This is a genomic window from Paenibacillus sp. JL3B1040 (genome assembly GCF_057063165.1).
The window spans coordinates 4,655,382-4,679,972 of record NZ_CM169317.1; the positions used below are offsets into that span (position 1 = coordinate 4,655,382).

The 24,591-nt window shown below is 51.4% G+C and carries 23 protein-coding genes and 2 riboswitches; of the genes, 5 read left to right on the forward strand and 18 right to left on the reverse strand.

Features of this window, described 5'->3' with window-relative positions:
• Positions 1–218 precede the first annotated feature (218 nt).
• From comI (ACZF99_RS21280) to ACZF99_RS21325, 10 genes are all read right to left on the reverse strand, one after another.
• Positions 219–314 carry a competence inhibitor ComI gene (comI, locus tag ACZF99_RS21280; RefSeq protein WP_229752580.1) on the reverse strand — a complete coding sequence of 32 codons (96 nt, stop codon included), beginning with the start codon at positions 312–314 and terminating at the stop codon, positions 219–221.
• 331 nt (positions 315–645) lie between these two features.
• Entirely contained in the window at positions 646–1,281 is a 636-nt protein-coding gene (locus tag ACZF99_RS21285; RefSeq protein ID WP_483606953.1) for a GNAT family N-acetyltransferase, read from the reverse strand.
• Between the two features lie 226 nt (positions 1,282–1,507).
• Positions 1,508–2,065, reverse strand: coding sequence for a P-loop nucleotide/nucleoside kinase family protein (locus tag ACZF99_RS21290; protein WP_483606954.1), 558 nt, complete (start codon positions 2,063–2,065; stop codon positions 1,508–1,510).
• 260 nt (positions 2,066–2,325) lie between these two features.
• On the reverse strand, positions 2,326–3,222 hold the full coding sequence (locus tag ACZF99_RS21295) for a hypothetical protein (RefSeq protein WP_483606956.1): 897 nt from the start codon (positions 3,220–3,222) through the stop codon (positions 2,326–2,328).
• Positions 3,223–3,719: 497 nt separating this feature from the next.
• Complete coding sequence (gene comI, locus ACZF99_RS21300; RefSeq protein WP_229752580.1) at positions 3,720–3,815, reverse strand: competence inhibitor ComI; 96 nt, start codon at positions 3,813–3,815, stop codon at positions 3,720–3,722.
• Between the two features lie 338 nt (positions 3,816–4,153).
• Positions 4,154–4,384 carry a hypothetical protein gene (locus tag ACZF99_RS21305; RefSeq protein ID WP_483606957.1) on the reverse strand — a complete coding sequence of 77 codons (231 nt, stop codon included), beginning with the start codon at positions 4,382–4,384 and terminating at the stop codon, positions 4,154–4,156.
• 178 nt (positions 4,385–4,562) lie between these two features.
• The gene (locus ACZF99_RS21310) at positions 4,563–5,708 is read right to left on the reverse strand and encodes a tyrosine-type recombinase/integrase (RefSeq protein WP_483606958.1); all 1,146 of its coding nucleotides are present in this window, start codon (positions 5,706–5,708) and stop codon (positions 4,563–4,565) included.
• Positions 5,709–5,839: 131 nt separating this feature from the next.
• Positions 5,840–6,625, reverse strand: a complete 786-nt coding sequence (gene sdhB, locus ACZF99_RS21315; RefSeq protein WP_483606959.1) for a succinate dehydrogenase iron-sulfur subunit — start codon at positions 6,623–6,625, stop codon at positions 5,840–5,842.
• Between the two features lie 12 nt (positions 6,626–6,637).
• Complete coding sequence (gene sdhA / locus ACZF99_RS21320; protein WP_483606960.1) at positions 6,638–8,383, reverse strand: succinate dehydrogenase flavoprotein subunit; 1,746 nt, start codon at positions 8,381–8,383, stop codon at positions 6,638–6,640.
• Between the two features lie 138 nt (positions 8,384–8,521).
• The gene (locus ACZF99_RS21325; protein WP_483606961.1) at positions 8,522–9,193 is read right to left on the reverse strand and encodes a succinate dehydrogenase cytochrome b558 subunit; all 672 of its coding nucleotides are present in this window, start codon (positions 9,191–9,193) and stop codon (positions 8,522–8,524) included.
• A gap of 283 nt (positions 9,194–9,476) precedes the next feature.
• On the opposite strand from ACZF99_RS21325, the gene ACZF99_RS21330 reads away from it, so the two are divergent.
• Complete coding sequence (locus ACZF99_RS21330) at positions 9,477–10,388, forward strand: LysR family transcriptional regulator (protein WP_483606962.1); 912 nt, start codon at positions 9,477–9,479, stop codon at positions 10,386–10,388.
• Between the two features lie 86 nt (positions 10,389–10,474).
• Here ACZF99_RS21330 and ACZF99_RS21335 read toward each other — a convergent pair whose 3' ends face one another.
• From ACZF99_RS21335 to ACZF99_RS21345, 3 genes are read right to left on the reverse strand one after another with little or no spacing between them, the layout of a single operon-like run.
• Positions 10,475–11,752 (reverse strand): ArsB/NhaD family transporter, encoded by a 1,278-nt coding sequence (locus ACZF99_RS21335; protein ID WP_483606964.1) that lies wholly within the window; start codon positions 11,750–11,752, stop codon positions 10,475–10,477.
• Between the two features lie 36 nt (positions 11,753–11,788).
• The gene (locus ACZF99_RS21340; RefSeq protein WP_483606965.1) at positions 11,789–12,451 is read right to left on the reverse strand and encodes a potassium channel family protein; all 663 of its coding nucleotides are present in this window, start codon (positions 12,449–12,451) and stop codon (positions 11,789–11,791) included.
• A gap of 16 nt (positions 12,452–12,467) precedes the next feature.
• Complete coding sequence (locus tag ACZF99_RS21345; RefSeq protein ID WP_483606966.1) at positions 12,468–13,811, reverse strand: TrkH family potassium uptake protein; 1,344 nt, start codon at positions 13,809–13,811, stop codon at positions 12,468–12,470.
• 59 nt (positions 13,812–13,870) lie between these two features.
• Positions 13,871–14,038, reverse strand: a riboswitch (cyclic di-AMP (ydaO/yuaA leader).
• A gap of 343 nt (positions 14,039–14,381) precedes the next feature.
• Here ACZF99_RS21345 and ACZF99_RS21350 point away from each other — a divergent pair.
• Positions 14,382–16,097: a CPBP family intramembrane glutamic endopeptidase gene (locus tag ACZF99_RS21350; RefSeq protein WP_483606967.1), complete on the forward strand. Its 1,716-nt coding sequence runs from the start codon at positions 14,382–14,384 to the stop codon at positions 16,095–16,097.
• Here ACZF99_RS21350 and uvrC read toward each other — a convergent pair.
• Both uvrC and trxA read right to left on the reverse strand, forming a co-directional pair.
• Positions 16,057–17,874: an excinuclease ABC subunit UvrC gene (gene uvrC, locus ACZF99_RS21355; protein ID WP_483612878.1), complete on the reverse strand. Its 1,818-nt coding sequence runs from the start codon at positions 17,872–17,874 to the stop codon at positions 16,057–16,059. The two genes, ACZF99_RS21350 and uvrC, sit on opposite strands and share 41 nt — an antisense overlap.
• A 144-nt stretch (positions 17,875–18,018) precedes the next feature.
• A complete protein-coding gene (gene trxA, locus ACZF99_RS21360) occupies positions 18,019–18,336 on the reverse strand; it encodes a thioredoxin (protein ID WP_483606968.1) in 318 nt (105 codons plus the stop codon).
• Positions 18,337–18,606: 270 nt separating this feature from the next.
• Between trxA and ACZF99_RS21365 the strand changes: the two genes are divergently transcribed.
• Complete coding sequence (locus tag ACZF99_RS21365) at positions 18,607–18,762, forward strand: YqzM family protein (protein WP_483606969.1); 156 nt, start codon at positions 18,607–18,609, stop codon at positions 18,760–18,762.
• A gap of 96 nt (positions 18,763–18,858) precedes the next feature.
• Here the strand turns inward: ACZF99_RS21365 and dnaI are convergent, their stop codons facing one another.
• From dnaI to ACZF99_RS21380, 3 genes are all read right to left on the reverse strand, one after another.
• Positions 18,859–19,812, reverse strand: a complete 954-nt coding sequence (dnaI, locus tag ACZF99_RS21370; protein ID WP_483606970.1) for a primosomal protein DnaI — start codon at positions 19,810–19,812, stop codon at positions 18,859–18,861.
• 37 nt (positions 19,813–19,849) lie between these two features.
• Positions 19,850–21,394, reverse strand: coding sequence for a DnaD domain protein (locus tag ACZF99_RS21375; RefSeq protein ID WP_483606972.1), 1,545 nt, complete (start codon positions 21,392–21,394; stop codon positions 19,850–19,852).
• A 209-nt stretch (positions 21,395–21,603) separates the two neighbouring features.
• Positions 21,604–21,777: an anti-repressor SinI family protein gene (locus ACZF99_RS21380; protein ID WP_483606973.1), complete on the reverse strand. Its 174-nt coding sequence runs from the start codon at positions 21,775–21,777 to the stop codon at positions 21,604–21,606.
• A gap of 39 nt (positions 21,778–21,816) precedes the next feature.
• Positions 21,817–21,901, reverse strand: a riboswitch (cyclic di-GMP riboswitch).
• Positions 21,902–22,339: 438 nt separating this feature from the next.
• Here ACZF99_RS21380 and ACZF99_RS21385 point away from each other — a divergent pair.
• Positions 22,340–23,935, forward strand: a complete 1,596-nt coding sequence (locus ACZF99_RS21385; protein WP_483606974.1) for a hypothetical protein — start codon at positions 22,340–22,342, stop codon at positions 23,933–23,935.
• 2 nt (positions 23,936–23,937) lie between these two features.
• Positions 23,938–24,528: a signal peptidase I SipW gene (sipW, locus tag ACZF99_RS21390; RefSeq protein ID WP_483606975.1), complete on the forward strand. Its 591-nt coding sequence runs from the start codon at positions 23,938–23,940 to the stop codon at positions 24,526–24,528.
• The last annotated feature ends 63 nt before the right edge of the window (positions 24,529–24,591 follow it).

Here is a 24,591-nt window from a genome sequence, read left to right on the forward strand (position 1 = left end):
TCTCATTCAAATTACTTCATACGGGTTATAAGGCTTTTATACAGGTTTTTATAAATTTCATCCTTATAGTTTTCAGTCAATTCAGTATATGTTATGATCGTTATAAGAAAACCGAGTGCGTCAACACTCGGCTATACAATTGGCTTGGATGGTTTATTCCCCTCTAAGTCATATAGGGAACAAAACCCACCTTTGGCCGTCAACCTTGGGGTGGGTTTTTACTTTCTCTTGTTGTTGGAATTAATGTATGTTAAGAGGGCAAGGATAAACGTTCCGAAAAGGAACATGATTGTCAATGCATCTTTAACCTCCATGGCTTCACCTCCTTTTTGAAGGGAAACCATGCCCACCCAAGATTCAATTGTACTTCCTCATTCTACCACATATACCCATCCATTAATAGAATGTTTGTTCGTGTTTTATGTTTGAATATGTTTTTCCGGAATTTCCTATAACGTTCAGGCATTCACGAACCCTCACCGACTCAAGTGACCGAAGGGAACGGCCGCGATGCGGTTAGTCGGTGCAGGGTTGTCCGCCTGGTCCAACCTCGCTGAATTTCCTCGGGCGGACCAAGGGGCGCGACAGCGACCCGCAGCGTGAATGCGGTGTTATCAGATGTCAGTGCCCTCTTCGTATCTACTTTCAGAATTGATTTATTTTAGATGATCCAACAATTTCCAAAAATTCCTTTGGAGCGGTGGTCATTTGGAGTTTGGTGTAGTCCTTATGCGGCATATGTTTTTCTAAAATAAGTAGCGATTCCTTTAAATCATTATATCTATTACCTATTATCGGGTCAGTTAGTAGACAGAATCCAAAATCAGAATATAGCTTTATTGCTCGATAACTAGATGGTTGAGTGTGGAGGTAAATTGGAAAATCTTCTTCGCCTAGGTTTTGCAGTACAATTGAAAGCAGAGCTCTTCCAATGCCTAATCCTTCATATTCCTTAACCACCTTAAACCAATGCAGCGTGTTAATCTTGTTATATGCTTTCCATATAAAACAGGTTCCGATTGGGTGATCATTTTTATCGCAAACGAACAAACATTCCTTGAAAAACAAGTCAGCTTTGTATGAGTATACTTTATCAAAGTAATTTGTCATAAATTCATAATACTTCTGAGCTGTAATTGCATCATCAAAATGAATGGCCTTCCAGGTGTCTAATTCTGATCTCCGGCAATTCCTGACATGAAACCCTATAGGCATTTCACGAATCGCTGATTTATTAATAGCTCTGCATATCATAAATAAATTCAAATCAGGAATATCCAAATCATCACAACCTATCAGTATTTTTTTGTAGACTTTTATTTGTTTGCACTGGTTTCTGATAACGTTGTTGTATTCACGAAATGCCCCAGCCCTAGATAGCTCCTATCTTAGGCTGGGGCGTTTGTTGTCTGAGCTACTTCCATGATTATACATCTGACAACCGAGGGGCGATAGCACCGCTGCGTGAATACGGTGTTATAGGATGTTATCGCCTTCATCGAGTTACTTACACATCAATTCTTATCTTATTTTCTATATAGTCATATATCATTTTTATATCTTCTTCATAATCTTGATCGATTTCAAAATATTTAACCTTAGCTTCTTGGCATATTATTCTGAATTCGTTGTGTTCATTAATAAAATCATTAATTGTCCGTTCCTCTTGATAGCTCCGTGTTTCTATAGCGTTTCTGTTATTAATTATGTTAGTAAATTTCTCATTAATATATTTATTGGTAAATCCAAGGAAAACTGAAACAATCTCACCCGGGTACATTGTTTCTATTTCTTTCAAATAATTTGGAAACAAATAGCACCCCTCCACTATAAGACTCTGCTTGTTCTCTATACTAGTCATAATAATTCCTTTAATAATAGGCCATAATTTATCTCCAATAACCTCATTACTATCCAATGGTGTAAACCCACAATCACTAATCCCCCTATAAAGCCCCATCTTTAAAAGATCTATAGAAAAGTATGGGATTTTATATTTCTCGAGCAATTTTTGAGCCATTAATGTTTTACCAGTACAACTGTTGCCTGATATTATAATAATCACGAGAGCAAAGCTCCTTCGAATATATTGTATTAATGTTTTTATTAAGGTTTTACGATGATTTCCTATAACGTTCCTGTATTCACGACCCAACGAATGTTGGGTGTCCGACGAATGTCGGACCCAGGACGAATGTCCGCAGCGTGAATATTATGTTAGGCGAAGTTTGAATTTATTTAATCAATCTTTAATTTATAAATGATAATGTTTAGATAATCCAAGTTATAAGGGTTTACTAATATAAAGCAAAGCATTCTATATAGTTATCGATTTAATTCTTCAATTATTGAATCTAACATGTTCACTAGGACATTTTGTATATCTGGAAGTACAGTGCCTTCGGAATCTATTAATTCGGTTCTAGCTTGGCATAACATACGTTCTAAAAACCAGTTTTGCTCGTCTTTAATTTCACTATCCAGTAATAAAAATTCAAAAATAATCTCAACAAAAACAATCAGTTTTGAAATATGCAATCCCCAATATCGTGAATAATCTATTAGTCCTCTATCATTAGTAAAGAATGCATCTGATTCTTCTTCATCTTCTTTATCCATAGCGTCAGTGGTCATTACTTTAAATTTCAAGTTTTCTTTGTCACCAAAAACCAAACAAGTAGCCCCATCATGAATAATCAGATCTCTTTCAATTCTGAGCTTTTGAAACCATTCCATGTTTAGCAAAACATTTTTCTCATCGACATTATCCGCAATATACTTTAATAAAAAATTATACTTTTTGTAATATTTTTTGAGATCATTATACTTATCTTTTTCTTTATCATTAAGCCTTGGTGGAATACAAATTTCTAAAATCTGCTGAACATACTCCAATATTACACGATATTTTGCAAATAAATATTCGATAAAACATCCTAATTCGGAAATGGCTTGGTCATTACTAATGGAATAATATGATGAATTATATTGTTCTCTTTGGTAAGCTAAATAGGTCTTATCGATACTATTCATAATTACAAGAATCTTAGAGAAATCTTGACGGATAGCCTTTAATTTATAATCTAATACTTTATAATGTTCATCTTCTAATCCTTTGATGAATGACATTTGTGTACGTATAGTACAATTATGAAAAGCATAGCTATTCTCCAAGATCGAATGAGCTTTTTTTACAATTTCTTCTTCATCTTTGAAGTTCATATAGTTCTGCATAATAAGCTCCTTTTCATGTTAATTGGTTGATTAAAAATCCAGTTTTTAAGGACAATAACTTCTCCTATTTGTTTTTAAATTTCGCCTAACGTTCTTGTATTCACGAACCCTCACTGGCTTAAGGGGCGCTAGCCCCGGGTCCGATGGACTTAGCCAGTGCAGGGTTGTCTGCTGATACCGCTTCTCTGAAAATCCTCTTTCAGACCAAGGGACCGTTAGGTCTCGCCGCGTGAATACGGTGTTATAGGATGTTCCGGCCATCTTCGCGTTGCTTCATAATTCCCTTATAAGGTTAGTTGGATTTTATTCAGGTTTTTATTCAGGTTTTGCAATCAGAGTTTTCATTGCCTTTTTGATATGGTATCATTTATATAAGAAAACCGAGTGCTGTGAACACTCGGCTATACAATTGGCTTGGATGGTTTATTCCCTTCAAGTTCCAGGTAATAAAAACCCACCTCTGGCGCTAACCTTTGGGTGGGTTTTTACTTTCTCTTGTTGTTGGAATTAATGTATGTTAAGAGGGCAAGGATAAACGTTCCGAAAAGGAACATGATTGTCAATGCATCTTTAACCTCCATGGCTTCACCTCCTTTCGAAGGGAAACCATGCCCACCCAAGATTCAATTGTACTTCCTCATTCTACCACATATACCCATTCATTAATAGAATGTTTGTTCGTGTTTTATGTTTGTATACAGTTTGCCGGAATTTCCTATAACGTTCTTGTATTCACGAAACGCCCCAGCCTTAGATAGCTCTTATCTTGGGCTGGGGCGTTTGTTGTCTGAGCTTCTTCAATGATTATACATCTGACAACCGAGGGGCGATAGCCCCGCTGCGTGAATACAGTGTTATGTGAAGTCCGTGTCCTCCTGAGATACCCGTCACAATCTTACCTGTTGTTTCGTTATAATTCTTACCATTCAATTTCTTCATATATATCCTTTATTAATTTGTCTTCTATACTCGCCTTTTCAAATAGTTCTTCTGAATTCATAAAATCTTGAGAGTAACTATCAGTATTTCTTGTAAAATATACTCCATCTTTATTTCTACTTATCCAATACCCAATATTGTTGTGATATATTAAAAATTCTTCCCCCCAACCAACCCTTTGTTTTAGTTCTTCGAATTCATGTTTTGTCATGTTTTTATTCCTTTCGGTTTGGTTGATACGATTTCACGGATTTCACATAACGTTCCCGCATCTATGACGTGACCAATCTCATCTTGACCCGGGGATTTATGTACTCGTTCGCCCCCCCTTAATTATACCTCCATTTCTTGATTATGTAATTTCAAATCTGCGACCCGGTAGGAAGCTGCTACTCCCCCTTCTGATCACGTACAATACGGTCAAGCGGACTCTGAATCCGTTTCAGATTCTTGGTGCTGACATGGGTGTAGCGTTCGGTGGTAGAGGGATTAGCGTGGCCCAGAAGCTCCTGGATATAACGGAGATCGGTGCCGTTCTCGAGCAAATGGGTTGCGAAGGAATGCCGCAGGACATGGATGCCCGCCTGCTTCTGGACGCCGGAGGTTTCTAAGGCTTCCTTAAAGACCTTTTGTAAGGAGCGTTCATGCAAGTGGCTCCCCGGATGCTGCCCCGGAAACAACCACATGGAGGAAGGGAGTCGCTCCGCATCTACATATTTTCGGATCATCTCCCAGGCCGTTTGAGACAGCGGCGTGTGTCTATCCTTTTTGCCCTTTCCTTGCCGGACTCGAAGGATGCCGCATTCCGGGTCGATATCCGTGATTTTCAACCGGACAACTTCGCTCACCCGCAGCCCTGAAGCGTAAGCCAGATACAGCATCGTGCGGTGCTTCAAATTAGCCGGAGCTTGGATCACGCGAAGCACTTCCTCCTCCGAGAGGACATAGGGCAGCTTTTTCTCTTTTTTCGGTCGAATATAGCTGGTTTGTTCGGCGGGTTGTTTAAATACCTCGGCGGCAAGAAACCGAAGGGCACTGATGGCTTGATTCACATAGGCAGGGGAATGTCCCTGCTCATGCAACTGCAAAGCATATTGTTGGGCATGGGCCGAGTCGATCGTCATGGATTTGGAAAAATCTTCGTCCTTCCGGGCTTCCGAACTTCTCACCTCCGAGAGATCCGCCAGACTCTGCAAAAATCGTCGAACATGCCCCCGGTAGGCCTTGCCCGTTTTGTGGCTATATCCCTTTAGTTTGAGCGCGGTGAGCAGCTTCTGTTCCAGGGCGAGAATCAATGCTTCGTCGTTGGATAGCTTTGACGACACGGTAAGCCCGTCCACTCGAATCTCCACTCCCGGAAAGCATTCGGCGATTTGCCGAAGCTTCTCCTCCGTGCAAGGAAAACGCCAGAATTCTCGCTCAGGATCCCACTTCCCTCCCCCTACCGCCCGTAGCTTACCTACATCCTCCATCGAAAAATCCAAGAGCTTCACGGATAGCTGATCTTGTTCGATCCGGTGAATCTGAATGTTCATTCCTTGTCCCTCCTTCTATTCCATTACTTCGCCGGGCGAAAAACAAAAAAAGAGACAGCCCCTCACGAGGTCTGTCTCCGATTCTTTCGGATCACGGCGATACTATATTGGTATGAATCTATCAGACTCTATTATTGCGTGAACCATGTTTTGAACATATGCTTTGTGGTCGCTTTGTTCATTTCGGCGATGGAGGTGGTCAGCGGGATGCCTTTCGGGCAGGCGCGCACGCAGTTTTGCGAGTTGCCGCAGCCTTCGATGCCGCCGTCCTCCATCAGCGCCTCCAGACGTTCATCGGCGTTCATTTCCCCCGTCGGGTGCGCGTTGAACAGGCGCACTTGGGAAATGGCCGCCGGGCCGATGAAGTCCGTCCGCTCGTTGACGTTCGGGCAAGCCTCCAGGCAGACGCCGCAGGTCATGCACTTGGACAGCTCATACGCCCATTGACGTTTCTTCTCCGCCATCCGCGGACCCGGCCCCAGATCGTACGTGCCGTCGATCGGAATCCAAGCTTTTACCCGCTTCAACGCGTTGAACATCCGGCTACGGTCGATCACCAGGTCGCGCACGACCGGGAACGTCCGCATCGGTTCGACGCGAATCGGCTGCTCCAGATTATCGATCAAGGCCGCGCAAGCCTGGCGCGGTTTGCCGTTGATCACCATCGAGCAAGCGCCGCACACTTCCTCCAGGCAGTTGGACTCCCAGCAAACCGGCGAGGTAGACTCGCCTTTCTCGTTCACCGGGTTCCGCTGGATTTCCATCAAGGCGCTGATTACGTTCATGCCGGGGCGATAGTCCAGCTCGAATTCCTCCGAATACGGCTTCGAGTTCGGATCATCCTGGCGCGTGATGATGAATTTGACTTTTTTGGCCGTAAGTTTTTGGGCCGATACATCCGTTTCCGCCATTGCCATGGGTATCCCCTCCTATTTGTCCTTCGAGTAATCGCGAATCCGCGGCGGGATCAGAGAGACGTCGACCGGTTCATACGAAATTTGCGGGCCGTCCGGCGTCCATGAAGCTTTGGTCGTCTTCAGGAATTCCTCGTCGTTCCGATCCGGGAATTCCGGTTTGTAATGCGCGCCCCGGCTTTCGTTGCGCAGCAGCGCACCCAGCGTCATTGCTTCGGCCAGCTCCAACATGTTCCACAGCTGGCGGGTGAACGCCGCTCCCGTATTGTTCCAGCGGGACGTATCGTTAATATTGATGTTCTTATAGCGCTGCTTCAGTTCCTTAATTTTACCGATCGTCGCTTCCAGTCTGTCGTTGTGACGCACGACCGTCATATTCGCGGTCATCCACTCGCCCAACTCTTTATGGATGACATAAGCGTTTTCCGTGCCGTTCATCGCCAAGATGCCTTCGTATTTCTCCTCCTGCGCCTTGCGATAGCTATCGAACACGCCCGAACCGAGGTCTTCCGTCGATTTCTTCAGGCCGCGAAGATACTCCACCGCTTTCGGCCCGGCCACCATACCGCCGTAAATCGCCGATACCAGCGAGTTGGCGCCCAGCCGGTTGGCTCCGTGATACTGGTATTCGCATTCACCCGCCGCAAACAGGCCGGGAATATTGGTCATTTGATTGAAGTCGACCCACATGCCGCCCATCGAATAATGGACCGCCGGGAAAATCTTCATCGGAATTTTGCGCGGATCGTCGCCCATGAATTTCTCGTAAATTTCGATGATGCCGCCGAGCTTCACGTCCAGCTCTTTCGGATCCTTGTGGGACAGGTCGAGATACACCATGTTCTCGCCGTTAATACCCAGCTTCAAGTCCACACATACATGGAAAATCTCCCGCGTCGCGATATCCCGCGGCACGAGGTTGCCGTAAGCCGGGTATTTCTCCTCGAGGAAGTACCACGGTTTGCCATCCTTGTACGTCCAGATCCGTCCGCCTTCCCCGCGTGCCGATTCCGACATCAGTCGCAGCTTGTCGTCGCCCGGAATCGCCGTCGGGTGAATTTGAATGAACTCGCCGTTCGCGTACGTCACGCCTTGCTGGTACACGGCGCTGGCCGCCGTCCCCGTGTTGATGACCGAGTTCGTCGTTTTGCCGAAAATAATCCCCGGCCCCCCCGTCGCCAAAATCACCGCATCGGAAGGGAACGTAGTAATCTCCATCGAGCGGAGGTTCTGCGCCGTAATGCCGCGGCAGACGCCTTCATCGTCCAGCACGACGGACAGGAACTCCCAGTTTTCGTATTTCGTGACCAGCCCGGCCGCTTCATGGCGGCGCACCTGCTCATCCAGCGCGTACAGCAATTGCTGTCCGGTCGTCGCTCCGGCGAACGCCGTGCGGTGATGCTTCGTCCCGCCGAACCGGCGGAAATCAAGCAGGCCCTCCGGCGTACGGTTGAACATCACGCCCATCCGGTCCATCAGGTGAATGATGCCGGGCGCCGCCTCGCACATTGCCTTCACCGGCGGCTGGTTGGCCAGAAAGTCCCCGCCGTATACCGTATCGTCAAAATGCTCCCAAGGCGAGTCGCCTTCCCCCTTCGTATTCACGGCCCCGTTAATGCCGCCCTGCGCGCACACCGAGTGGGAGCGTTTGACCGGCACGAGCGAAAACAGCTGCACCGGCACGCCCGCTTCAGCCGATTTGATCGTAGCCATCAGGCCGGCCAGGCCGCCGCCAACGACGATTAAGCTTTGTTTAGCCATTTGATTTCAACTCCTAAAAGTTTTGTGAGCGTTACATCATCGAAAGCCCTACGAACAAAACTTGCTTCGTAAGCATCTGCTTCATTTTGTGAGCGTTCCATAAACTTGCCTCATAAGAAGCCTTCATTTATCTTATTCCTAAGCCAGCCAAGCCTTCGCCGTCTCCAGCAAAGCCGCGCCTTCCGCCTGGAACTCCGCGCCGCGGAACGCGATCAGCGACCACACGAACATGACCGCTACGATCACGAACAAGCTCATGCAAATATAAGAGGATACGCGCTGTGCGCGCGGACCCACCGTCACGCCCCAGCTGACCAGGAATGACCACAACCCGTTCGTAAAGTGGAACGCCGCCGAGACAACCCCGATCAGATAAAGCACGAAAAAGACCGGTTGACTAACGATGTCATGCATCAAACCGCCCAATTCCTCATGCGTGACATTGCCCAGCGCCACCTGCACGCGGGTTTCCACCACATGCCAGATCACGAAGACAAACGCGATCACGCCGGTAATCCGCTGCAGCAAATAACGCAGATTGCGTTCGGTCGGGAACCGCCCGTTGTTCGGCTTCGCCTGGAACGCGATATAAAGACCGTAAACCCCGTGATACAACAGCGGCAGCCAAATCCCGAAAAGCTCCAAGGCCAAGACGAGCGGCAGGCTGTTCAGAAATGCCACGGCCTCCTTGAACCCCTCGCTCCCCCCCTCGACCGCCGAGAAGTTGGTAATCATGTGCTCGATCAGGAAAAAACCCAGCGGAATGACGCCCAGCAGCGAGTGCAGTTTTCTGGAATAAAACCCTTTCATAAGTGCGTGTACCCCTTTCTCATTCCATCATCCGTTTCAAATTGCGCAAAATCATTCAAGAATCGACCTTATCAGGCGTGGACGTTGTATATGATAAATACCACACCGGAGCCAGTGAAACCCGTTTGTGCCAAAGGTAACATGTGAACAACTTGTGTCACTTTTCATGTTACTCCTTTTTATCTTATAATGGAATTGCAATATATTTATTAATCATTATAACCAATTCACATAAGCAAACCTGTCGAACCCTGTCATTCACCCGGAAAAAGGAGGTCACCCCGTGCTGGAGGAACTGTTGGTGTTCACCACCGTCGTGGAGCAATCCAGTTTGAACAAAGCATCCAAGCTGCTGAACCTGTCCCAACCCGCGCTTTCGCGGAAAATCGCCAAATTGGAGGAGGAATGGGGGGTCTCCCTGTTTCATCGCAAAGGGAAAAGACTCGAGCTCACCCGCGTCGGGCAGGAGGCTTACCAATATGCGCTCGAGCAGCGGCAGCGCCATCAGAACTTCCTGCAGGCCGTGTCCCGCTTCAAGGCCGCGGAGCGCCGCATCGTGACGCTGGGCGCCAGTCTGACGACGATCCAAACCACGCTCCCGCCGCTCGTCACCGCGCTGATGGAGAAGTTTCCGGATATCGAATTAAAGCTCGTCACCGGCAAAACCCACGAAATCGTCTCTTACATCCGCGACAAAAGAGTCGATATCGGCGTCGTCGCCTCCATGGTGAACGAAACCGGCCTGAAGTGCCTGCCGCTGTTTAAGGACCACCTTGAGTTGGTCGTGCCGAAAGGGCATGATCTGGCCGCAGCCGGACAAAAACGTCGCCTCGTGATGGACGATCTGAACGGTCGGCCGATGATCGTATTTTCAAAGGGAACCTGGTACCGCCGGCTGATCGACGATCTGTTCGGCCGTTACAGCATCCTGCCCGACATCCGCATGGAGATCGATTCGTTTGAAGCGATCGTGCGCCTCCTGCCGATTTGCAAAGCGGCCGCCCTGTTGCCCAAATCGTACCTGCGCATGCCGCTGCTGCGGGATAACGGCCTGCTCACCGTCCCGATTCCCGAGCTGGCGCAGACGCGCCGCGAAACCTGCCTCGTCTACGGCGACAAATCGGAGCTGTCCAGCGAGACGAAGGAGTGGATCGCGCAAATCCGCGAAACCCTCGTGAAGGAAATGCCAATCTGAAGGGGGAGACCGATCCGCTCTCTCGTCCCTCATACAGAAAGCTGCCGCTCCTCAGGTCAACACCTGAATTAACGGCAGCTTTCTATTTAGAAGTAGCGAAGATAAATGTATATGCTGGAGATCAGAATGGTGATCACCATCAACGGCAGCCCGTATTTCAAATAACGGACAAAGCTGATGGGCTCTCCTTCCTTGGCGGACATCCCGGCGGCGATCAAATTGGCGCTGGCCCCGATCAAGGTCCCGTTTCCGCCCAAGCACGCCCCCAGCGCGAGACTCCACCATAACGGTTCCAGATGGTCCAGTCCCATGCTCCCCATATCCCGGATCATCGGAATCATCGTCGCGACCAGCGGAATATTGTCGATAAAGGCCGACGCCAAAGCGCTCAGCCACAGGATCAACATCGAGGCGGACAGCGCGTTCCCCCCGGTCAAATGCACAACCCATTCCGCCACCATCGTGATTATTCCCGTTTCTACCAAACCGCCAACCAAGACGAACAAACCGATGAAGAAAAAGAGGGTTGGCCATTCCACGGAGCGGAAGGCTCTCTCCATCACGTGTTCACCGGTCATGAATAGCAGCAGCGACGCACCGGCCAACGCGATTGTCGCGGTTTCTAGTTGAATATATTGATGCAAAAAGAACCCCAGCAAAGTGACGCCCAAAGAGATTAGGCATTTTACCAGCAGCTTTTTTTCCGTAATCAACCCCTCGAGGCTGATCTCCATAATGAGGTGCCGATTGGCGGCGGCCTCCTTCAAAGGCTTGCGGAAAATCACGATGACGAGCGGCAAGACTACTGCCAGAATCAGCAGGGATATCGGTGCCAAATTTTCCAAAAAAGCAACAAAGGTCAGCTCTTTCACGGCGCTGCCGATCATGATGTTCGGAGGATCCCCGATCAACGTCGCCGTGCCGCCTATATTCGTCGCGATAATCATGGAGAAGAGGTAAGGAAACGATTTTACCCTTAACCGGCGCGTGATGCTGAATGCCACGGGAACCATCAGGATGATCGTTGTCACGTTATCCAGAAAAGCAGAACCTACGGCGGTGATGAGCGACAGCAGCCACAAAAGGGTGATGGGATTCCCTTTGGCCAATTTGGCGGTCCACATTCCAATATAGGAGAATACCCCCGTTTCGGCCGTCGTATTGACGATAATCATCATTCCGATCAACAGCCCCAGCGTGTTGAAGTCGATATGATGCACCGCGCTCTCCTGGTCAAGGATCCCCAGCATGATCATCAAAGCGGCGCCGGCCATCGCCAATATCGTCCGATGAACTTTCTCAGAAATAATGAGTGCATAGGTTAGCAAAAAAATGCCCAATGCCCAAATCGCCTGTTGTTCCATGGTCTTCTCCCGTCCAATGCCAAAACCGCTTCTCGTTTATTGGTTGAGTATGGTCTCGAATTGCTCGATATTTTTTTTCGCTCCAATAATCACCATAATATCACCTTCGGTCAACTGATCCATAGCGGTTGGCGCCACCAGCACGCCGCCTTCGCGGTGGATCGCCACGATGCTGCAGCCGAACCGGGCCCGCGGGTTGAGGTCGCCTAAACTTTTTTGATTCAGGCAAGCGGGGACGTTCATTTCCACGATGCTGTATTCCTTCGACAACTCGATATAATCCAGCAGATTCGGAGTGACCAGTTGGTGCGCCACGCGGATTCCCATATCCCTTTCGGGGAAAATGACCCGGTCTACGCCCAGCTTCTCCAGCGCACGGCCGTGCAGTACGGAGATCGCCTTGGCAACCACGGTAGGAATGCCCAGATCCTTCAGGAGGATCGCCGCCAAAACGCTGGTTTGAATGTCGTTGCCGATCGCGACGACGCCGCAATCGAAGTTGCGTACTCCCAACGACTTCAACACCTCTTCATCCGTCGCGTCCGCAACCACGGTATGCGTCAGGTGCTCGCTCATTTCGTTGACCAGCTCTTCATTCCGATCGATGCCCAGTACCTCGTACCCCAAGTCCATGAGCTCCAGTGCCAGACTGGAACCAAAGCGTCCCAACCCGATCACTACAAACTGCTGTGTTTTCATTCTCGTTTAATTCCCCTTATCCAATAATAATTTTGCCCTCTGGATGGCGATATAAATCTTTCCCCTTTTTCGGTCCTAATGCATAGGCTAATGTCAGCATTCCCAACCGGCCGGCGAACATGGTGAAACTGATCACGGCTTTCCCGAACGATGTCAAATCACCGGTCAGCCCCATGGAAAGACCCACGGTTCCGAATGCGGAAGTCGATTCAAACAGGATCGTTAAGAAGCTGGCATCCTCCGTGGTAGACAACACCATCGCAACGACAATCACAAGGAACAAGGCCAGCATCGTGATGGTGACGGCTTTAAAGATGCGCTCCTGGGCCAAGCGGTAACGAAAAAGGTCAAGATCCGTCCGGCCGCGAATCATGGAGATGACCGCACCAACCAGGATCGTAAACGTCGTCGTCTTAATGCCGCCCCCGGTGGAGCCTGGCGACGCGCCGATAAACATCAGGATAATGATAAAGAATTGGCTTGCTTGCCGCATCGCGCCGATATCCAGCGTATTGGCCCCCGCCGTTCTCGGCGTAGCCGACTGAAAGAAGGAACTCATGATTTTCGTTCCCATATCCAAAGGTTCCAGGGTTCTGGAGTTCGTATACTCAAAAATGAAAAACACCAAAGTCCCGACCACAAGCAGCGTCGCAGTCATCGACAACACCACTTTGGAATGCAGGGACAGCTTCCGCCGCTTCCGATACTCGATCAAATCGGACAATACGATAAAACCGAGTCCACCCGTAATAATCAAAGTCAGGGCAATGAAGTTGGTCATCGGATCGCTGACGTACTGGGTTAGGCTGCGATAATCGCCGAACAGGTCGAAACCGCCGTTGTTAAACAGCGAAACCGCGTGGAAGATTCCAAAATATATCGCACGGCCCAGCGGCATATCGAACGCCCAACGAACGGAAAAGAGGAATGCGCCGCAAGACTCGATAATCAGGGAGTACATCAACACTTTGCGGATCAGGCGGACAATGCCCTCCATCGTATTTTGGTTCATGGCCTCCTGGAGAATCAAGCGGTCTTTAAGCGAGATTTTCCGTTTAAGCACAAGCGAGAACAAGGTCGCCATGGTCATGAATCCGAGACCGCCGACCTGAATCAGCAGCATGATAATGATTTGCCCAAAGGGCGTAAAAAAAGTACCCGTATCCCGCACGACCAACCCCGTGACGCAGGTGGCCGAGGTGGCCGTAAATAAAGCGTCGATATACGGCAGTGATTTCCCCGTTACATTGGCGATCGGAAGCATCAGAAGCACCGAACCCAACAAAATGATGAGCCCAAATCCGATGACCAAAATCTGCGGCGGCGAAAAGCTAACTTTCTTGAATCGCAACTCGTTCACCTCATTGTAGTTAGAACAAAAGAAAAAAAGCACTGGAAATCCAATGCCTTTCGGTGTTTGGTTCCTGCTGCACAGGCCTACGAGGTTAGCTGACGGATTCGGACATGCACAGTTGCCCTATTCGCAGACCTTCCGCCGCTATCTAGCCGGCTGCACGAAGCCCTGTGAAATTCACCCCAAAAAGACGGTTCCCCCGTTTTCATAACGAAATTCGGCCGCTATTCTTTTCAATTGTTTTCATTCATTTTTCGTCAAATGGATTATATCCCTTATTTTCTTTCGCCACAAAGCTCTATTTTCAGGAAAAAGACCAAAAAAGGACGAAATCGGAGGGTGGATCAATAAACTTCGCCCTGAATCTGAGAGATGCGAAGCCTTGCCGGAGTTATTGCCGTTTCTCGTCATTTTTATTCCCGATCTGGCGTAGGGGGGGCGGCTGTGTTATCTTTACTTTGACGTACTTGAGGGAATTTCATACCTCATATAAAGAAGGGCATGTTCAAAAATCAACATTACTTCAAAAAAGGAGTTTTGCGAGTGAGTTCCTCCATGAAACCAACCGGCCGCAGGATGAAGACGAAAACCCTATGGCTACTGGCCGCTCTCGGCTTGATCGTGTTTATCGCCGTCCAATTGTTCCCGACGACCGACTCAGAGTCGCTGCAGTTGCAGCAAGCGGATGAGGTCATCAGCAAATCGAAGGCGGCGGACAGCGCAGCCGAATTCGCCGGGTCCGTCTTACATCTGGAACTGTCGGACCAAGTCAAAGATAAGGCTTTAATTACATACGAAACGCGTTCCGATCTGTTTGGTTATTTGACCAAAGAAGATCTGCTCGCTACGTACTTAAAAACTTATGAAAAGCAGTTTCCCTACGACGTCTTCCGCGTCCGTTACAACGATCCCGCCGGGACGTTAAGCGCTGTGACCATCGATGTCCACATGACGACCGGCCGAGTCGTCGGCTTCGAGGAAATCGCTTCCGCCACCAACGCCAACAAGCAAATGATGCTTGACCTGGGGGCGGAAACTACCGATTCCATGAAGGCTTGGGAAGGCGATTTGACATTAGCCGAGAAAGAACAGCTGGCGCTGCCTTACCTGAACGCCTTCGGATTTCAACCCGGCGATCTGGAGCTGGCTTCCGACGAAGAGGAGGTCGGTCTCCAATATCAAGTCAAAGACCACGCTTTGGGCGAATCGCAAGCGCAAATCAAGATCAGCTACGAATACGGCGCCGTATCCTCGCTGGAGCGCTATTTTACCGTCCCGCAGGCTCACAAGGACTACGTCGCCGGGCAGACGCAAATCGCCAATTGGCTCACCTATGCCGGATATGCTCTACTGACGTTCGTGCTGGCGATTCTCGCGATCGTATACAGCGCACTGACGCGGGCCCATACGTCGTTTAAGCGGGGAATCTTCCTGGCTTCGGCTTACTTCGTGTTATCCACGCTTGGAACGATCAACATGATGCCGGTCTTCCAAAAAGACGGCCTCGAACCCGGCGTGCTGATTTTCGGCTTCTTCTTCCAGGGCCTGGTGACGTTGTTCCTCGCCGCTTCCGTGTACTTCTCGTTGGTCGGCGGAGACGGACTGTGGCGGAAGAACGGCATCAACCTGTGGCCGCGAGCGCGGGAGGAAGGGTACGGCCGCCATGTGCTGACCTCGATGGCCGACGGCTATGCCTGGGCCCTGATCCTGCTGGGGGTTCAATCCGTTGCCTTCTTCATTCTGGAACGAACGATTCATACCTGGTCCACAACGGATGCAACGCAGTCGCCGTACAACATGATGGTTCCGCTCCTGTTCCCCCTGCTGGCATGGGTGGCGGGGATCGGGGAAGAGGCGGTGTACCGGCTGTTCGGGATCCCGATGCTGAAGAAAATGTTCCGCAGCACCTTCGTCGCCAGCCTGCTGTCGACCTTGATCTGGGCGTTTGGCCATACGTTGTATCCGATTTATCCGGTCATTTCGCGCCCGATCGAATTGACCCTTATCGGACTGCTGTTCAGCTTCGTGTTCCTGCGGTACGGGTTCGCCGCCGTTGTCTTCTCGCATGTCATCTTTGACAGCATCCTGATGGCGCTGAGCCTGATGTTTATGGGCGGAGCGCTGAACATCGGCGCCGGCTTGTTCTACATCGCGTTGCCGGCGATCGTCGCTTATGTCATTTACCTGTTCAACCCGCCAAGCAAGGAACGGAAGAACCCGCCTCAGCAGCAGCAAAAAGAGGAGCCGTATTTCACGACTCCTCTGGCGGATCCTCGTCCCGGAGGGCATTGATAATTTCGCGGGCTAATTTTTCCCCGATAGAAAGAGGCCGGAAGTCTTCGACGGAGGCCTCTTTTATTTTTTTCAGCGACCCGAAGTGCTTCAGCAGCGCTTTCCGGCGTTTCTCCCCGATGCCGGGGATCGCATCCAGCCGCGAGGTGACCATCGACTTGGCCCGCTGTTCGCGGTGGAACGAAATGGCGAAGCGGTGCACCTCGTCCTGAATCCGCTGCAGCAGATAGAACTCCTGGCTGTCGCGGGGGAGAAGAACCGGCTCCGGCGGGTCAAACGCCATCAACTGCGCCGTTTTGTGCTTGGCGTCCTTCACCAGCCCGCACACCGGGATATACAAGCCCAGCTCGTTCTCCAGCACGTCGGTAGCCGCGGAGATTTGCCCCTTGCCCCCGTCGACGACGATCAGATCGGGACGCGGCAGATTCTCCTTCAGCACCCGCTCGTAACGGCGGCGGATCACCTCGCGCATCGTCTCGTAATCGTCCGGGCCTTGCACGGTTTTCACTTTATATTTGCGATATTCCTTCTTGGCTGGCTTGCCGTCGATGAAGACGACCATGGCCGAGACCGGGTTCGTCCCCTGGATGTTGGAGTTATCGAACGCCTCGATCCGCGACACCGACTCCAGGCCAATGGCCTTGCCGAGGTTCTCGGCCGCCTTCGACGTCCGCTCCTCATCCCGTTCAATGAGGCGGAACTTCTCGTCCAGCGAGACGCGCGCGTTCTCCTCGGCCATCTTGGTCATCTGCCGCTTCAAGCCGCGCTGCGGCACCAGCGTCTTGACGCCAAGCCACTCCTGGAGGGCTGTCGGGGCATCGAGCGCGCCCGGGTCCTCTTGGTCCTCCGGCTTCTCCGGCAGCAGAATCTCCTGCGGCAATGCCGGATTATCACTGTAATACTGCGTCACATAGGACATGAAATCGCCGTAAGCTTCACCGAAGAACGGAAAGACCGACGCGTGCCGTTCGATCATTTTCCCCTGGCGCATGTACAGAATCTGCACGCACATCCAGCCCTTGTCCACGGCGTACCCAAACACGTCGCGGTCCTTGGCGTCGTTCACCGTAATCTTCTGCTTCTCCATTAGCGCATCGATGTTGATGATTTGATCGCGCAATTCCTTAGCCCGCTCGAAGTGCAATTCTTCGGCCGCCTCGTGCATTTTGCGCTGCAGCTCCTTCTTGATCTCCTCATGCCCACCGCTAAGGAAAGAGGTGATTTCCTGAATCATCGTTTCGTACGTTTCCTTCGCCACCTCCTGCACGCAGGGGGCGAGGCATTGGCCGATGTGATAGTACAGGCACACCTCCTTGGGCATCACGTTGCATTTGCGCAGCGGATACATGCGGTCGAGCAGCTTCTTCGTCTGCTGGGCCGCGTACGCGTTCGGATACGGACCGAAGTATTTCGCTTTATCTTTAAGCACCCGCCGGGTGACTTCCAGCCGGGGATGCGGTTCATTCGTAATCTTGATATAAGGAAAAGTTTTGTCGTCCTTGAGCAGGATATTAAAACGCGGATGATGTTCTTTGATCAGGTTGCACTCCAGAATGAGCGCTTCCATATTGCTCGCGGTGACGATGTACTCGAAGTCGCGTATCTCGGACACGAGCAGTTGGGTCTTGCCGTCATGGCTTCCCGTAAAATAGGAACGGACCCGGTTCTTTAACACTTTGGCTTTCCCGACGTAAATAATCGTGCCGTCCTTGTTCTTCATCAGGTAACAACCCGGCGAATCGGGCAACAGCGCCAGCTTATGGTGGATTCGCTCCATCGCCTTCTCATAACTAGGCGTTTCGTCGGTCGGTGCGTCCAAGGCTTCTCCTCCTTTCTCCTCTCCAGGTTAACGCAGAAAACGCCCCCGGCCCAAACCGGAGGCGTCATCCAAGGCGTCAAGCGACGCGCCTGATCGCCTGGATTATTGATGTTTCGCGATCAGGTTTTTCAGCGTGTCCTTCGAGTTCAATCCGACGATTTTGTCAACCGGTTGACCGTCTTTGAACAAGATGAGGGTAGGAATGCTCATAACGCCGAAACGGGAAGCCGTTTCCGGATTGTCATCCACGTTCAGCTTGGCAATCTTCACCGAATCCCCTACTTCTGCGGACAATTCCTCCAGAATTGGAGCGATCATCTTGCAGGGACCGCACCAGGGAGCCCAAAAATCAACAAGAACCGGACCTTGCCCTTCGATTTCCGCGTTGAAGGACTGATCGGATACATTCACGATAGCCATGATTATTTCCTCCTTATTGGGGTTGCCCAGTCCCGCATAAAGATCTGCAGGCACTCGAACAACCGGATAGTTGGACAAAAAAGATGCAGACTGCCTGGAAAACAGCTGCCGAACCCATTATACCACACTCCACTGAAAAAAAGAAAGTGCATGATCACGCCTTCTTTACAAAGTGAAAAGGGTTTGGTTATACTAAGAATAACCTGAAAATGAATTGTCTATGACATATTTCATTGACGAGACGATTATTTCTTGAGGAGGCCCGTCGCCATGGATGCTAACCCGCATGCGAACGATCCGCGGCAACATATCAACGAAGAACCCCGCAACGACTTGTTTGATTTGATGAACGGCTTTTTTGGCATGTTGACGTTGATGGCCGTGATTTTCTTCGGCATGGTCATCATCAAATTTATCGCCAGCTAAGCTGGTCCGGCGGTAACAAAACCCGTGAATTTGACGAAAGAGCCGGGCCTTCCCCCGCAAGGGAAGCCCGGCTCTTTTTCTCTGCCGTTATATCTTCTACGCCCGACCGCGCTTATTTGTCCCGTTCACCTGGACGACGTCGACGAACGGGGCAATCCGGTCCATCAGCCGTTGGCCTTTGTGCCGCTCTTCCCCGTCCTTGTTCGTGAAGCTCAAATGCTTCTCCAGCGCGTTTAGGGAATAATTCGACGTGTAGAACGTCGGCTTGCGGTTCATCCGGTAATTCAGGATCGCGCCCATCACATGGTCGCGCACCCATGGATTCAGGTTCTCCGCACCGATATCGTCGAAGATGAGCAGATCCACTCGCTTCATCATTTCCACCGTATCGCGCAGCTTGTCGCTGTCCTGCAGCATGTTCTTCAGCTCTTCCACGAATTCCGGCATGTAGACGATGGCGCCGGAATACCCTTCCTTAGCCAGCTCATGCAGCAAATAACACATCAAGAACGTTTTGCCGGTGCCGAACGGCCCTTCCAAATACAGCCCTTTCGTTTGGAGGCCGGACTCCTTCGCTTCTTCAATGTAGCGAAATACCTGGCCTACGGCCGGAGCCCTCAAGCTATCCTTGGCCATGATTTCTACCGCATTGTAGCCTTCTTCCAGCGCCCGCTCATCCACGTAAAAACTGTGAATCCGTTTCTTGACGGACAATTCCCGTTCATACTGCAACTGCTTGGAGCATGGGACCTGCCGGTCCACCAACTGCGGGCTGCCACCCACCTGTTCGACCGTCAATCTCGTGAAATGGCCGGGGAAATCATTGGGGCAGTGCGCAAGCCCCGGGCAATTGGCACAGTGCTTGCTGTCGTTGACGTATTGATACAGCTTGGCCATTCCGCGCGTCAGTTGCTCCTGCTCCAGCTCCGGATGGCGATCCCGAAGTTCCCATACCAGCGGGTCATTCAGCAGCCGCGCGGTCAGTTCCTCCGAGCGTTGTTTGAGTTGCGTGTTCTTCATCTGGGTGAGCAGTTCCCCAAGGGATTCCATCGTGGTATGTCACCTTCCTTCCCCAAGCCAAACGGATTCAGACTTCTTTTTTGTGCTTTCCGGACTGCATGCGCTCCGCCATTTTAATCAATTCGGCGAACTCTTCCTCGGAAACCGTCGGCTCCGCCCCCGTCCGCTCCACGATCGGAATCTCCGGCTTCGGCTTGGCCCCGCGGCTGCCGTAGGCTCGCGCCCGTCCTCCGCCGGAAGCGCCGCCGGACGCCTTCTCTTTCACTTTATCCTTCACTTTCGACTGATCGCGGATATACTGCACCGCCTGCTCATATGTGCTGATCTGCTTCAGCAGCATGTTGGCGGCGATCGCGTCGATGAAGTTGCGGTTAATTCGTTGCTCCCCGCCCGAAGTTAACAGCGACATCAAATAATGGATGAGCACATTGATCACTTCGCCGGGCAGTTTATAATTGAGATCGATCTTCTCAAAGATGTCCAGCAGATTGTCCGGAATCGTCCCCGGAAAAAACGTCTTCAGCAGCCGGGTATACGGCTCATTGCGAAGCATCATATTGTATTGGTGAATATCGCATTTGCTTTGGAATTGCGGCGGCACATCGACGTAATACTCCATCTGCACCGCGACTTCTTCCGCCACGTTGCCGGAGGAAGAGGCCGCCTCCTTCGGCTGCTCGCCGCGCAGCGCGACGATTTTGCCGAAGGCGACCTCGCGCTCCTCCTGGCGCCGCTTCCCCTGCCGGAACTGCAGATTGGCCTTATGCTGGAGCTCATCCAGCAGAATTCCGCCGCCCGGCTCGAATACGCCGTCTTCGTCCAGCAACCGGCACAAATCCTGCACGCTCAAATCGTATTTACGGGCGACAAAATTCACCACGCCCATCCCTTCCGGGTCGAACCGGAGCGCCTCGACGAACGCTCGATTCCGCGATTCCCGCGGAAATCGGAGGATGATGTCCGCGTAGTTGATCGATTCCTCATCCATGGCCAGCTTAAGGCCCGGTTGTCTGGCAATCGACGTCTCGGCGATCGCCTGCTCCAGCTCGTAATCGATGGAATGCGTATTCAGCTCGAAAATTTCGTAAAACGGTACCGTAATATTCTCCCTATTCAAGCCAAGGCCGGGCCACGCCTCCGGCTCCTGGCGGAACAGTTGCTCCCGCAGGGACAACACCGCGAATTTGCCGATCTTGTCCCGCAGCAGCAAGGTCAAATGCTGGGTCCGAAAAAATTCGGCCGGAGCCAACGGGGCCTGCAGCTCATATTCGTACATATAATCATCGCTGTCCGGGACATACAGCCGATTCGTCTGAAGCAGACCTACCGCCTCCAGACGGGAAGCCTGCTCGATCAGGAACTTCCTTCCTTTTTCGCTCGGGTCCAGGCCTAGGGTCAAGAACAGCTTCCGCTGCTGCTCCAGCTCCGAATATCCAACCTGTTCCTGGGGAATCTGGTCCGCCAGCAGACGGTACAGCGAAATCGCAAACGCCCCGACCATCGGCTGATAGACCAAACCTAGCATCTTGCCGTCAACGGGACTGAGACCGAAGTCACGGTATACGCAATAACGGTGATTTTCGGTAAAATGCAGCAGGTTGTTCATGCGCACGGCTTCATCGCTCCTTCCCTATCACGCACCAATAGACTTCCTCTATTTTAGCATAAAAGACATCGTCCTGAATCGCCCCCAGCTTACAAAAATCGCCCTTTTTCCGCCTGCTCCGCTCCGGGACAACGTTTTACGCACGAATAGACAAAAAAAAGAACCGTCCCTCTTCCGACCGGGGACGATCCCTTACTCCCTCTTCCTGCTTTCAGTTACTCATTATGTAGGTGCCACTCTGCCGGTTTGGATCGATCTCCGGCCAAGAAGCGTCTGACCTCGTCAATGGATATCCCCGCCTCCTTGGCCATGGCGAGCAAAACCACCCACTCCGGATCGACGTTACCGGGGTACCGATCGTAAACAATAACCTGGGCGGACTTCTTCAACAACAATCTCCTCCTAAGATCATTATTTTGGTTTTGTCCCCAGGCAGTCCAGCCATCCTAGTATCGCTACCTTAGATCTGAGACTTTGTGCCCCTGCTTTTCAACAGGTTTACCCTTAACTGGTGCTTTGTTATGCCAATGGATCACGGGCTTTTGAGTCAGCAGCTCTCCTAGACCCTATTATAACGGCGTCGTTTTGAAAAGTATGTCACTCTGCGTAGACCGGGCCGATCGTTTTCTTGGAAAAGGATAGCTTTTTTTGTTTGATCGCTTACGATCTTGTCATTTCCGGCAAAAAAATAACCTGCTGCCGTAACAAGGACTGTTCGTTTCCTATAGTGAACAAAAGGCTGTGATATTTCGTGAATCAGGCAGATTTTTAAAGATAATCCAAGATAATCGTTCTTTATTAAGAACAAATCGCCGAATTCGTGAGTTTCCTTTTTTCGATTGTTTCGGGTATATTCGAATCACGGAATTCGTTCTTTATAACGAACGTAATAACGAACATTTGAACCCTCCCCAGAAAGGAGCGACTATTCTGCGAAGAACCCGAGCTGAAGTGATCCGCAAATTACGTAAAAAGCGGAAGAAACAAAACATGGTCAAATCGCTGCAATCCGGATTCATTCTCTCGACGCTGCTCTTGTGGACCTCCCAGCAGGTCGGGACCACTTTCGGCGAATTCACCAGCGTACGCGAGGACAACTCGGAGATTAAGGCATGCCGCGTGTTTCCGAGCCAAATCGAAAGCCAGCTTGCGATTTTGGCCAAGCATCTGGAACGGGCCGCAACCTTAAAAGGAAAACTTATCGGCGCGACCCTGACCCGCGCTGCGATAGATACGACGATCCCTGCGCCGGCTCCGGTTCTGTCGGAAGCGGGCGTCACCGCCCCTGCTTCGCCGGCTGCACCGTCCGCAACCGACGCGGTTTACTCCGGCGGCGAAGGGTCCGGCGGCTCGGAAGCGACCGCGGATTTCTCCGCAAGCTTGCAGTTGGAAGCCGCCGCCGATAGGTTAGCGGCGCAAATCAGCGAACTCCACGCCACGATTCAGCAGATGCAGCGGCAGCAAGCCCTGAACCAGTCCATTTGGCAGGAATTGCAACAGGAGCTCGCCGCTGCCGCCGCCGTGTTTCACGGGTTGTTGACTTCGCTGATCGAATTGGAGCCGAATTGCGCCGAACTCACGCAAACCACGCTGCTTGATCGCCTCGAGGACCTCCTGAAGGGCAGCGGGCTGTCCGGCCCGCTTCGCGGCACGCTGCAGGAAATGCTGGGCTACTTGCGCTCCATCCATGCGTCCGCCCCGGCCCTCTCCGTCGACGGATTTGCCGCCGTCGCATTTACCGGTCCGTTGGCCGATGGCGATTCCGCCTTAAACAATCCGGTTGACGGCGAGGCGCTCGCTTATTTTGAAAGCGTGCAGGCCTCTCTGGAATCGGCGATCGCCGGTTTATCCGCCGAGCTCTCCAGCCTCGAAGCGCAGCGGTCCAGACTGTTGGCGGAAGCGGAGGCCCAGCGGCTGGCCGAGATCGAACGGTTGAAGCGGCTGGCGGAAGCGAAAGCCCAAGAAGAAGCGGGGCAAGCCGAAGATCCGGCGAACCCGGATGAGAACGCCGACCCAAGCGGCGGCGAACCGCAGCAGCCCGGGGAGGAGCCGCCGGCGCCGGACGAACCGACTGACGGCGAAGTCCCTCCGACGGAGGGCGACTCCGATAACGGAGCGGTTCAACCTCCTGCGGAGGACGATAACGCTGCGGAGGAGGACGCTAAGGACGGTAACAAAGCGGACGAGGAAGCTTCCTCCGACGAACCGCCGCCAGCCCCCGGCGATGCTGCCGAACATGGTCCTTCGCCGGAACAGCCGGATCCACCGGTTGGCGAAGACCCTGTTGCCCTTCCGCCGGATGCGCCGACAAGCGGTGACCCGCCGACGTTGGAACCCCCGCTGCCTCCCGTACAGCCGGACCCGTTGGAGGATCTCGTCCTGACGAAGCCGGAGGAGGAGCTGCCGATTCATGACGAGAATACGGCGGATGACGAAGACGAGGAAGAGAGTGAAGGCGATAACGAAGAGGGGAATCAGCCGAACGAAGTCGATCCCTCTCGGACTGCGATTCCCTCTCCCGCAAATTCATCGGAGGTAGGTGAATAAGCATGCGGATTCGCAAATGGATCGGAAACGCGTTGACGTTCCTGATGGCGGTCGCCTTTTTTACCGTGGCCGGCTCGGTCGTACTCTCGAAGGTTTCCGGCAGTGAACCGAACTTCTACGGCTATCAGCTCAAAACGGTCCTGTCCGGCTCGATGGAGCCTGCCATCCCTACCGGTTCCGTCGCGGCCATTAAGCCCGGCGGAGATATGAACCGGTTTGGCGTCGGCGATGTCATCACCTTCCGCTCCATCGACAATAAGCTGATCACTCACCGCATTGTCGAGGTAACACGCGACGAGCAGAGCGGTCAGGTGCTTTACCGGACCAAAGGGGATAACAATAACGCCGCCGACTCCGCCCCCGTGAACCCGGCGAACGTCACGGGCGTTTATACCGGGTTTAACGTTCCCTATGTCGGTTATGTATTCAGCTTCGCCGGGACAAAAACGGGCAATGTCGTACTGCTGATTATCCCGGGCCTCCTCTTATTCCTGTACGCGCTCGTGACCCTTTGGAAAGCGATCGCCGGGCTGGAGGAACCGAAGAAGGAGCCGAACCAGCCGCAGCCCAATGCCGACGCTAAAGTCAGTTGACGTCTAAGGAGCTGGTTTGAACATCGGTTGTTCTCCTTATGAATTCATAAGGATGCAATATAT

Bases quoted from the DNA above. Each gene is read 5' to 3' on its own strand.
- comI (WP_229752580.1), bottom strand. From the start codon at position 314: ATGGAGGTTAAAGATGCATTGACAATCATGTTCCTTTTCGGAACGTTT.
- ACZF99_RS21295 (WP_483606956.1), bottom strand. From the start codon at position 3,222: ATGAACTTCAAAGATGAAGAAGAAATTGTAAAAAAAGCTCATTCGATC.
- comI (WP_229752580.1), bottom strand. From the start codon at position 3,815: ATGGAGGTTAAAGATGCATTGACAATCATGTTCCTTTTCGGAACGTTT.
- ACZF99_RS21305 (WP_483606957.1), bottom strand. From the start codon at position 4,384: ATGACAAAACATGAATTCGAAGAACTAAAACAAAGGGTTGGTTGGGGG.
- ACZF99_RS21310 (WP_483606958.1), bottom strand. From the start codon at position 5,708: ATGAACATTCAGATTCACCGGATCGAACAAGATCAGCTATCCGTGAAG.
- sdhB (WP_483606959.1), bottom strand. From the start codon at position 6,625: ATGGCAATGGCGGAAACGGATGTATCGGCCCAAAAACTTACGGCCAAA.
- sdhA (WP_483606960.1), bottom strand. From the start codon at position 8,383: ATGGCTAAACAAAGCTTAATCGTCGTTGGCGGCGGCCTGGCCGGCCTG.
- ACZF99_RS21325 (WP_483606961.1), bottom strand. From the start codon at position 9,193: ATGAAAGGGTTTTATTCCAGAAAACTGCACTCGCTGCTGGGCGTCATT.
- ACZF99_RS21335 (WP_483606964.1), bottom strand. From the start codon at position 11,752: ATGGAACAACAGGCGATTTGGGCATTGGGCATTTTTTTGCTAACCTAT.
- ACZF99_RS21340 (WP_483606965.1), bottom strand. From the start codon at position 12,451: ATGAAAACACAGCAGTTTGTAGTGATCGGGTTGGGACGCTTTGGTTCC.
- ACZF99_RS21350 (WP_483606967.1), top strand. From the start codon at position 14,382: ATGAAGACGAAAACCCTATGGCTACTGGCCGCTCTCGGCTTGATCGTG.
- uvrC (WP_483612878.1), bottom strand. From the start codon at position 17,874: ATGGAGCGAATCCACCATAAGCTGGCGCTGTTGCCCGATTCGCCGGGT.
- trxA (WP_483606968.1), bottom strand. From the start codon at position 18,336: ATGGCTATCGTGAATGTATCCGATCAGTCCTTCAACGCGGAAATCGAA.
- ACZF99_RS21365 (WP_483606969.1), top strand. From the start codon at position 18,607: ATGGATGCTAACCCGCATGCGAACGATCCGCGGCAACATATCAACGAA.
- dnaI (WP_483606970.1), bottom strand. From the start codon at position 19,812: ATGGAATCCCTTGGGGAACTGCTCACCCAGATGAAGAACACGCAACTC.
- sipW (WP_483606975.1), top strand. From the start codon at position 23,938: ATGCGGATTCGCAAATGGATCGGAAACGCGTTGACGTTCCTGATGGCG.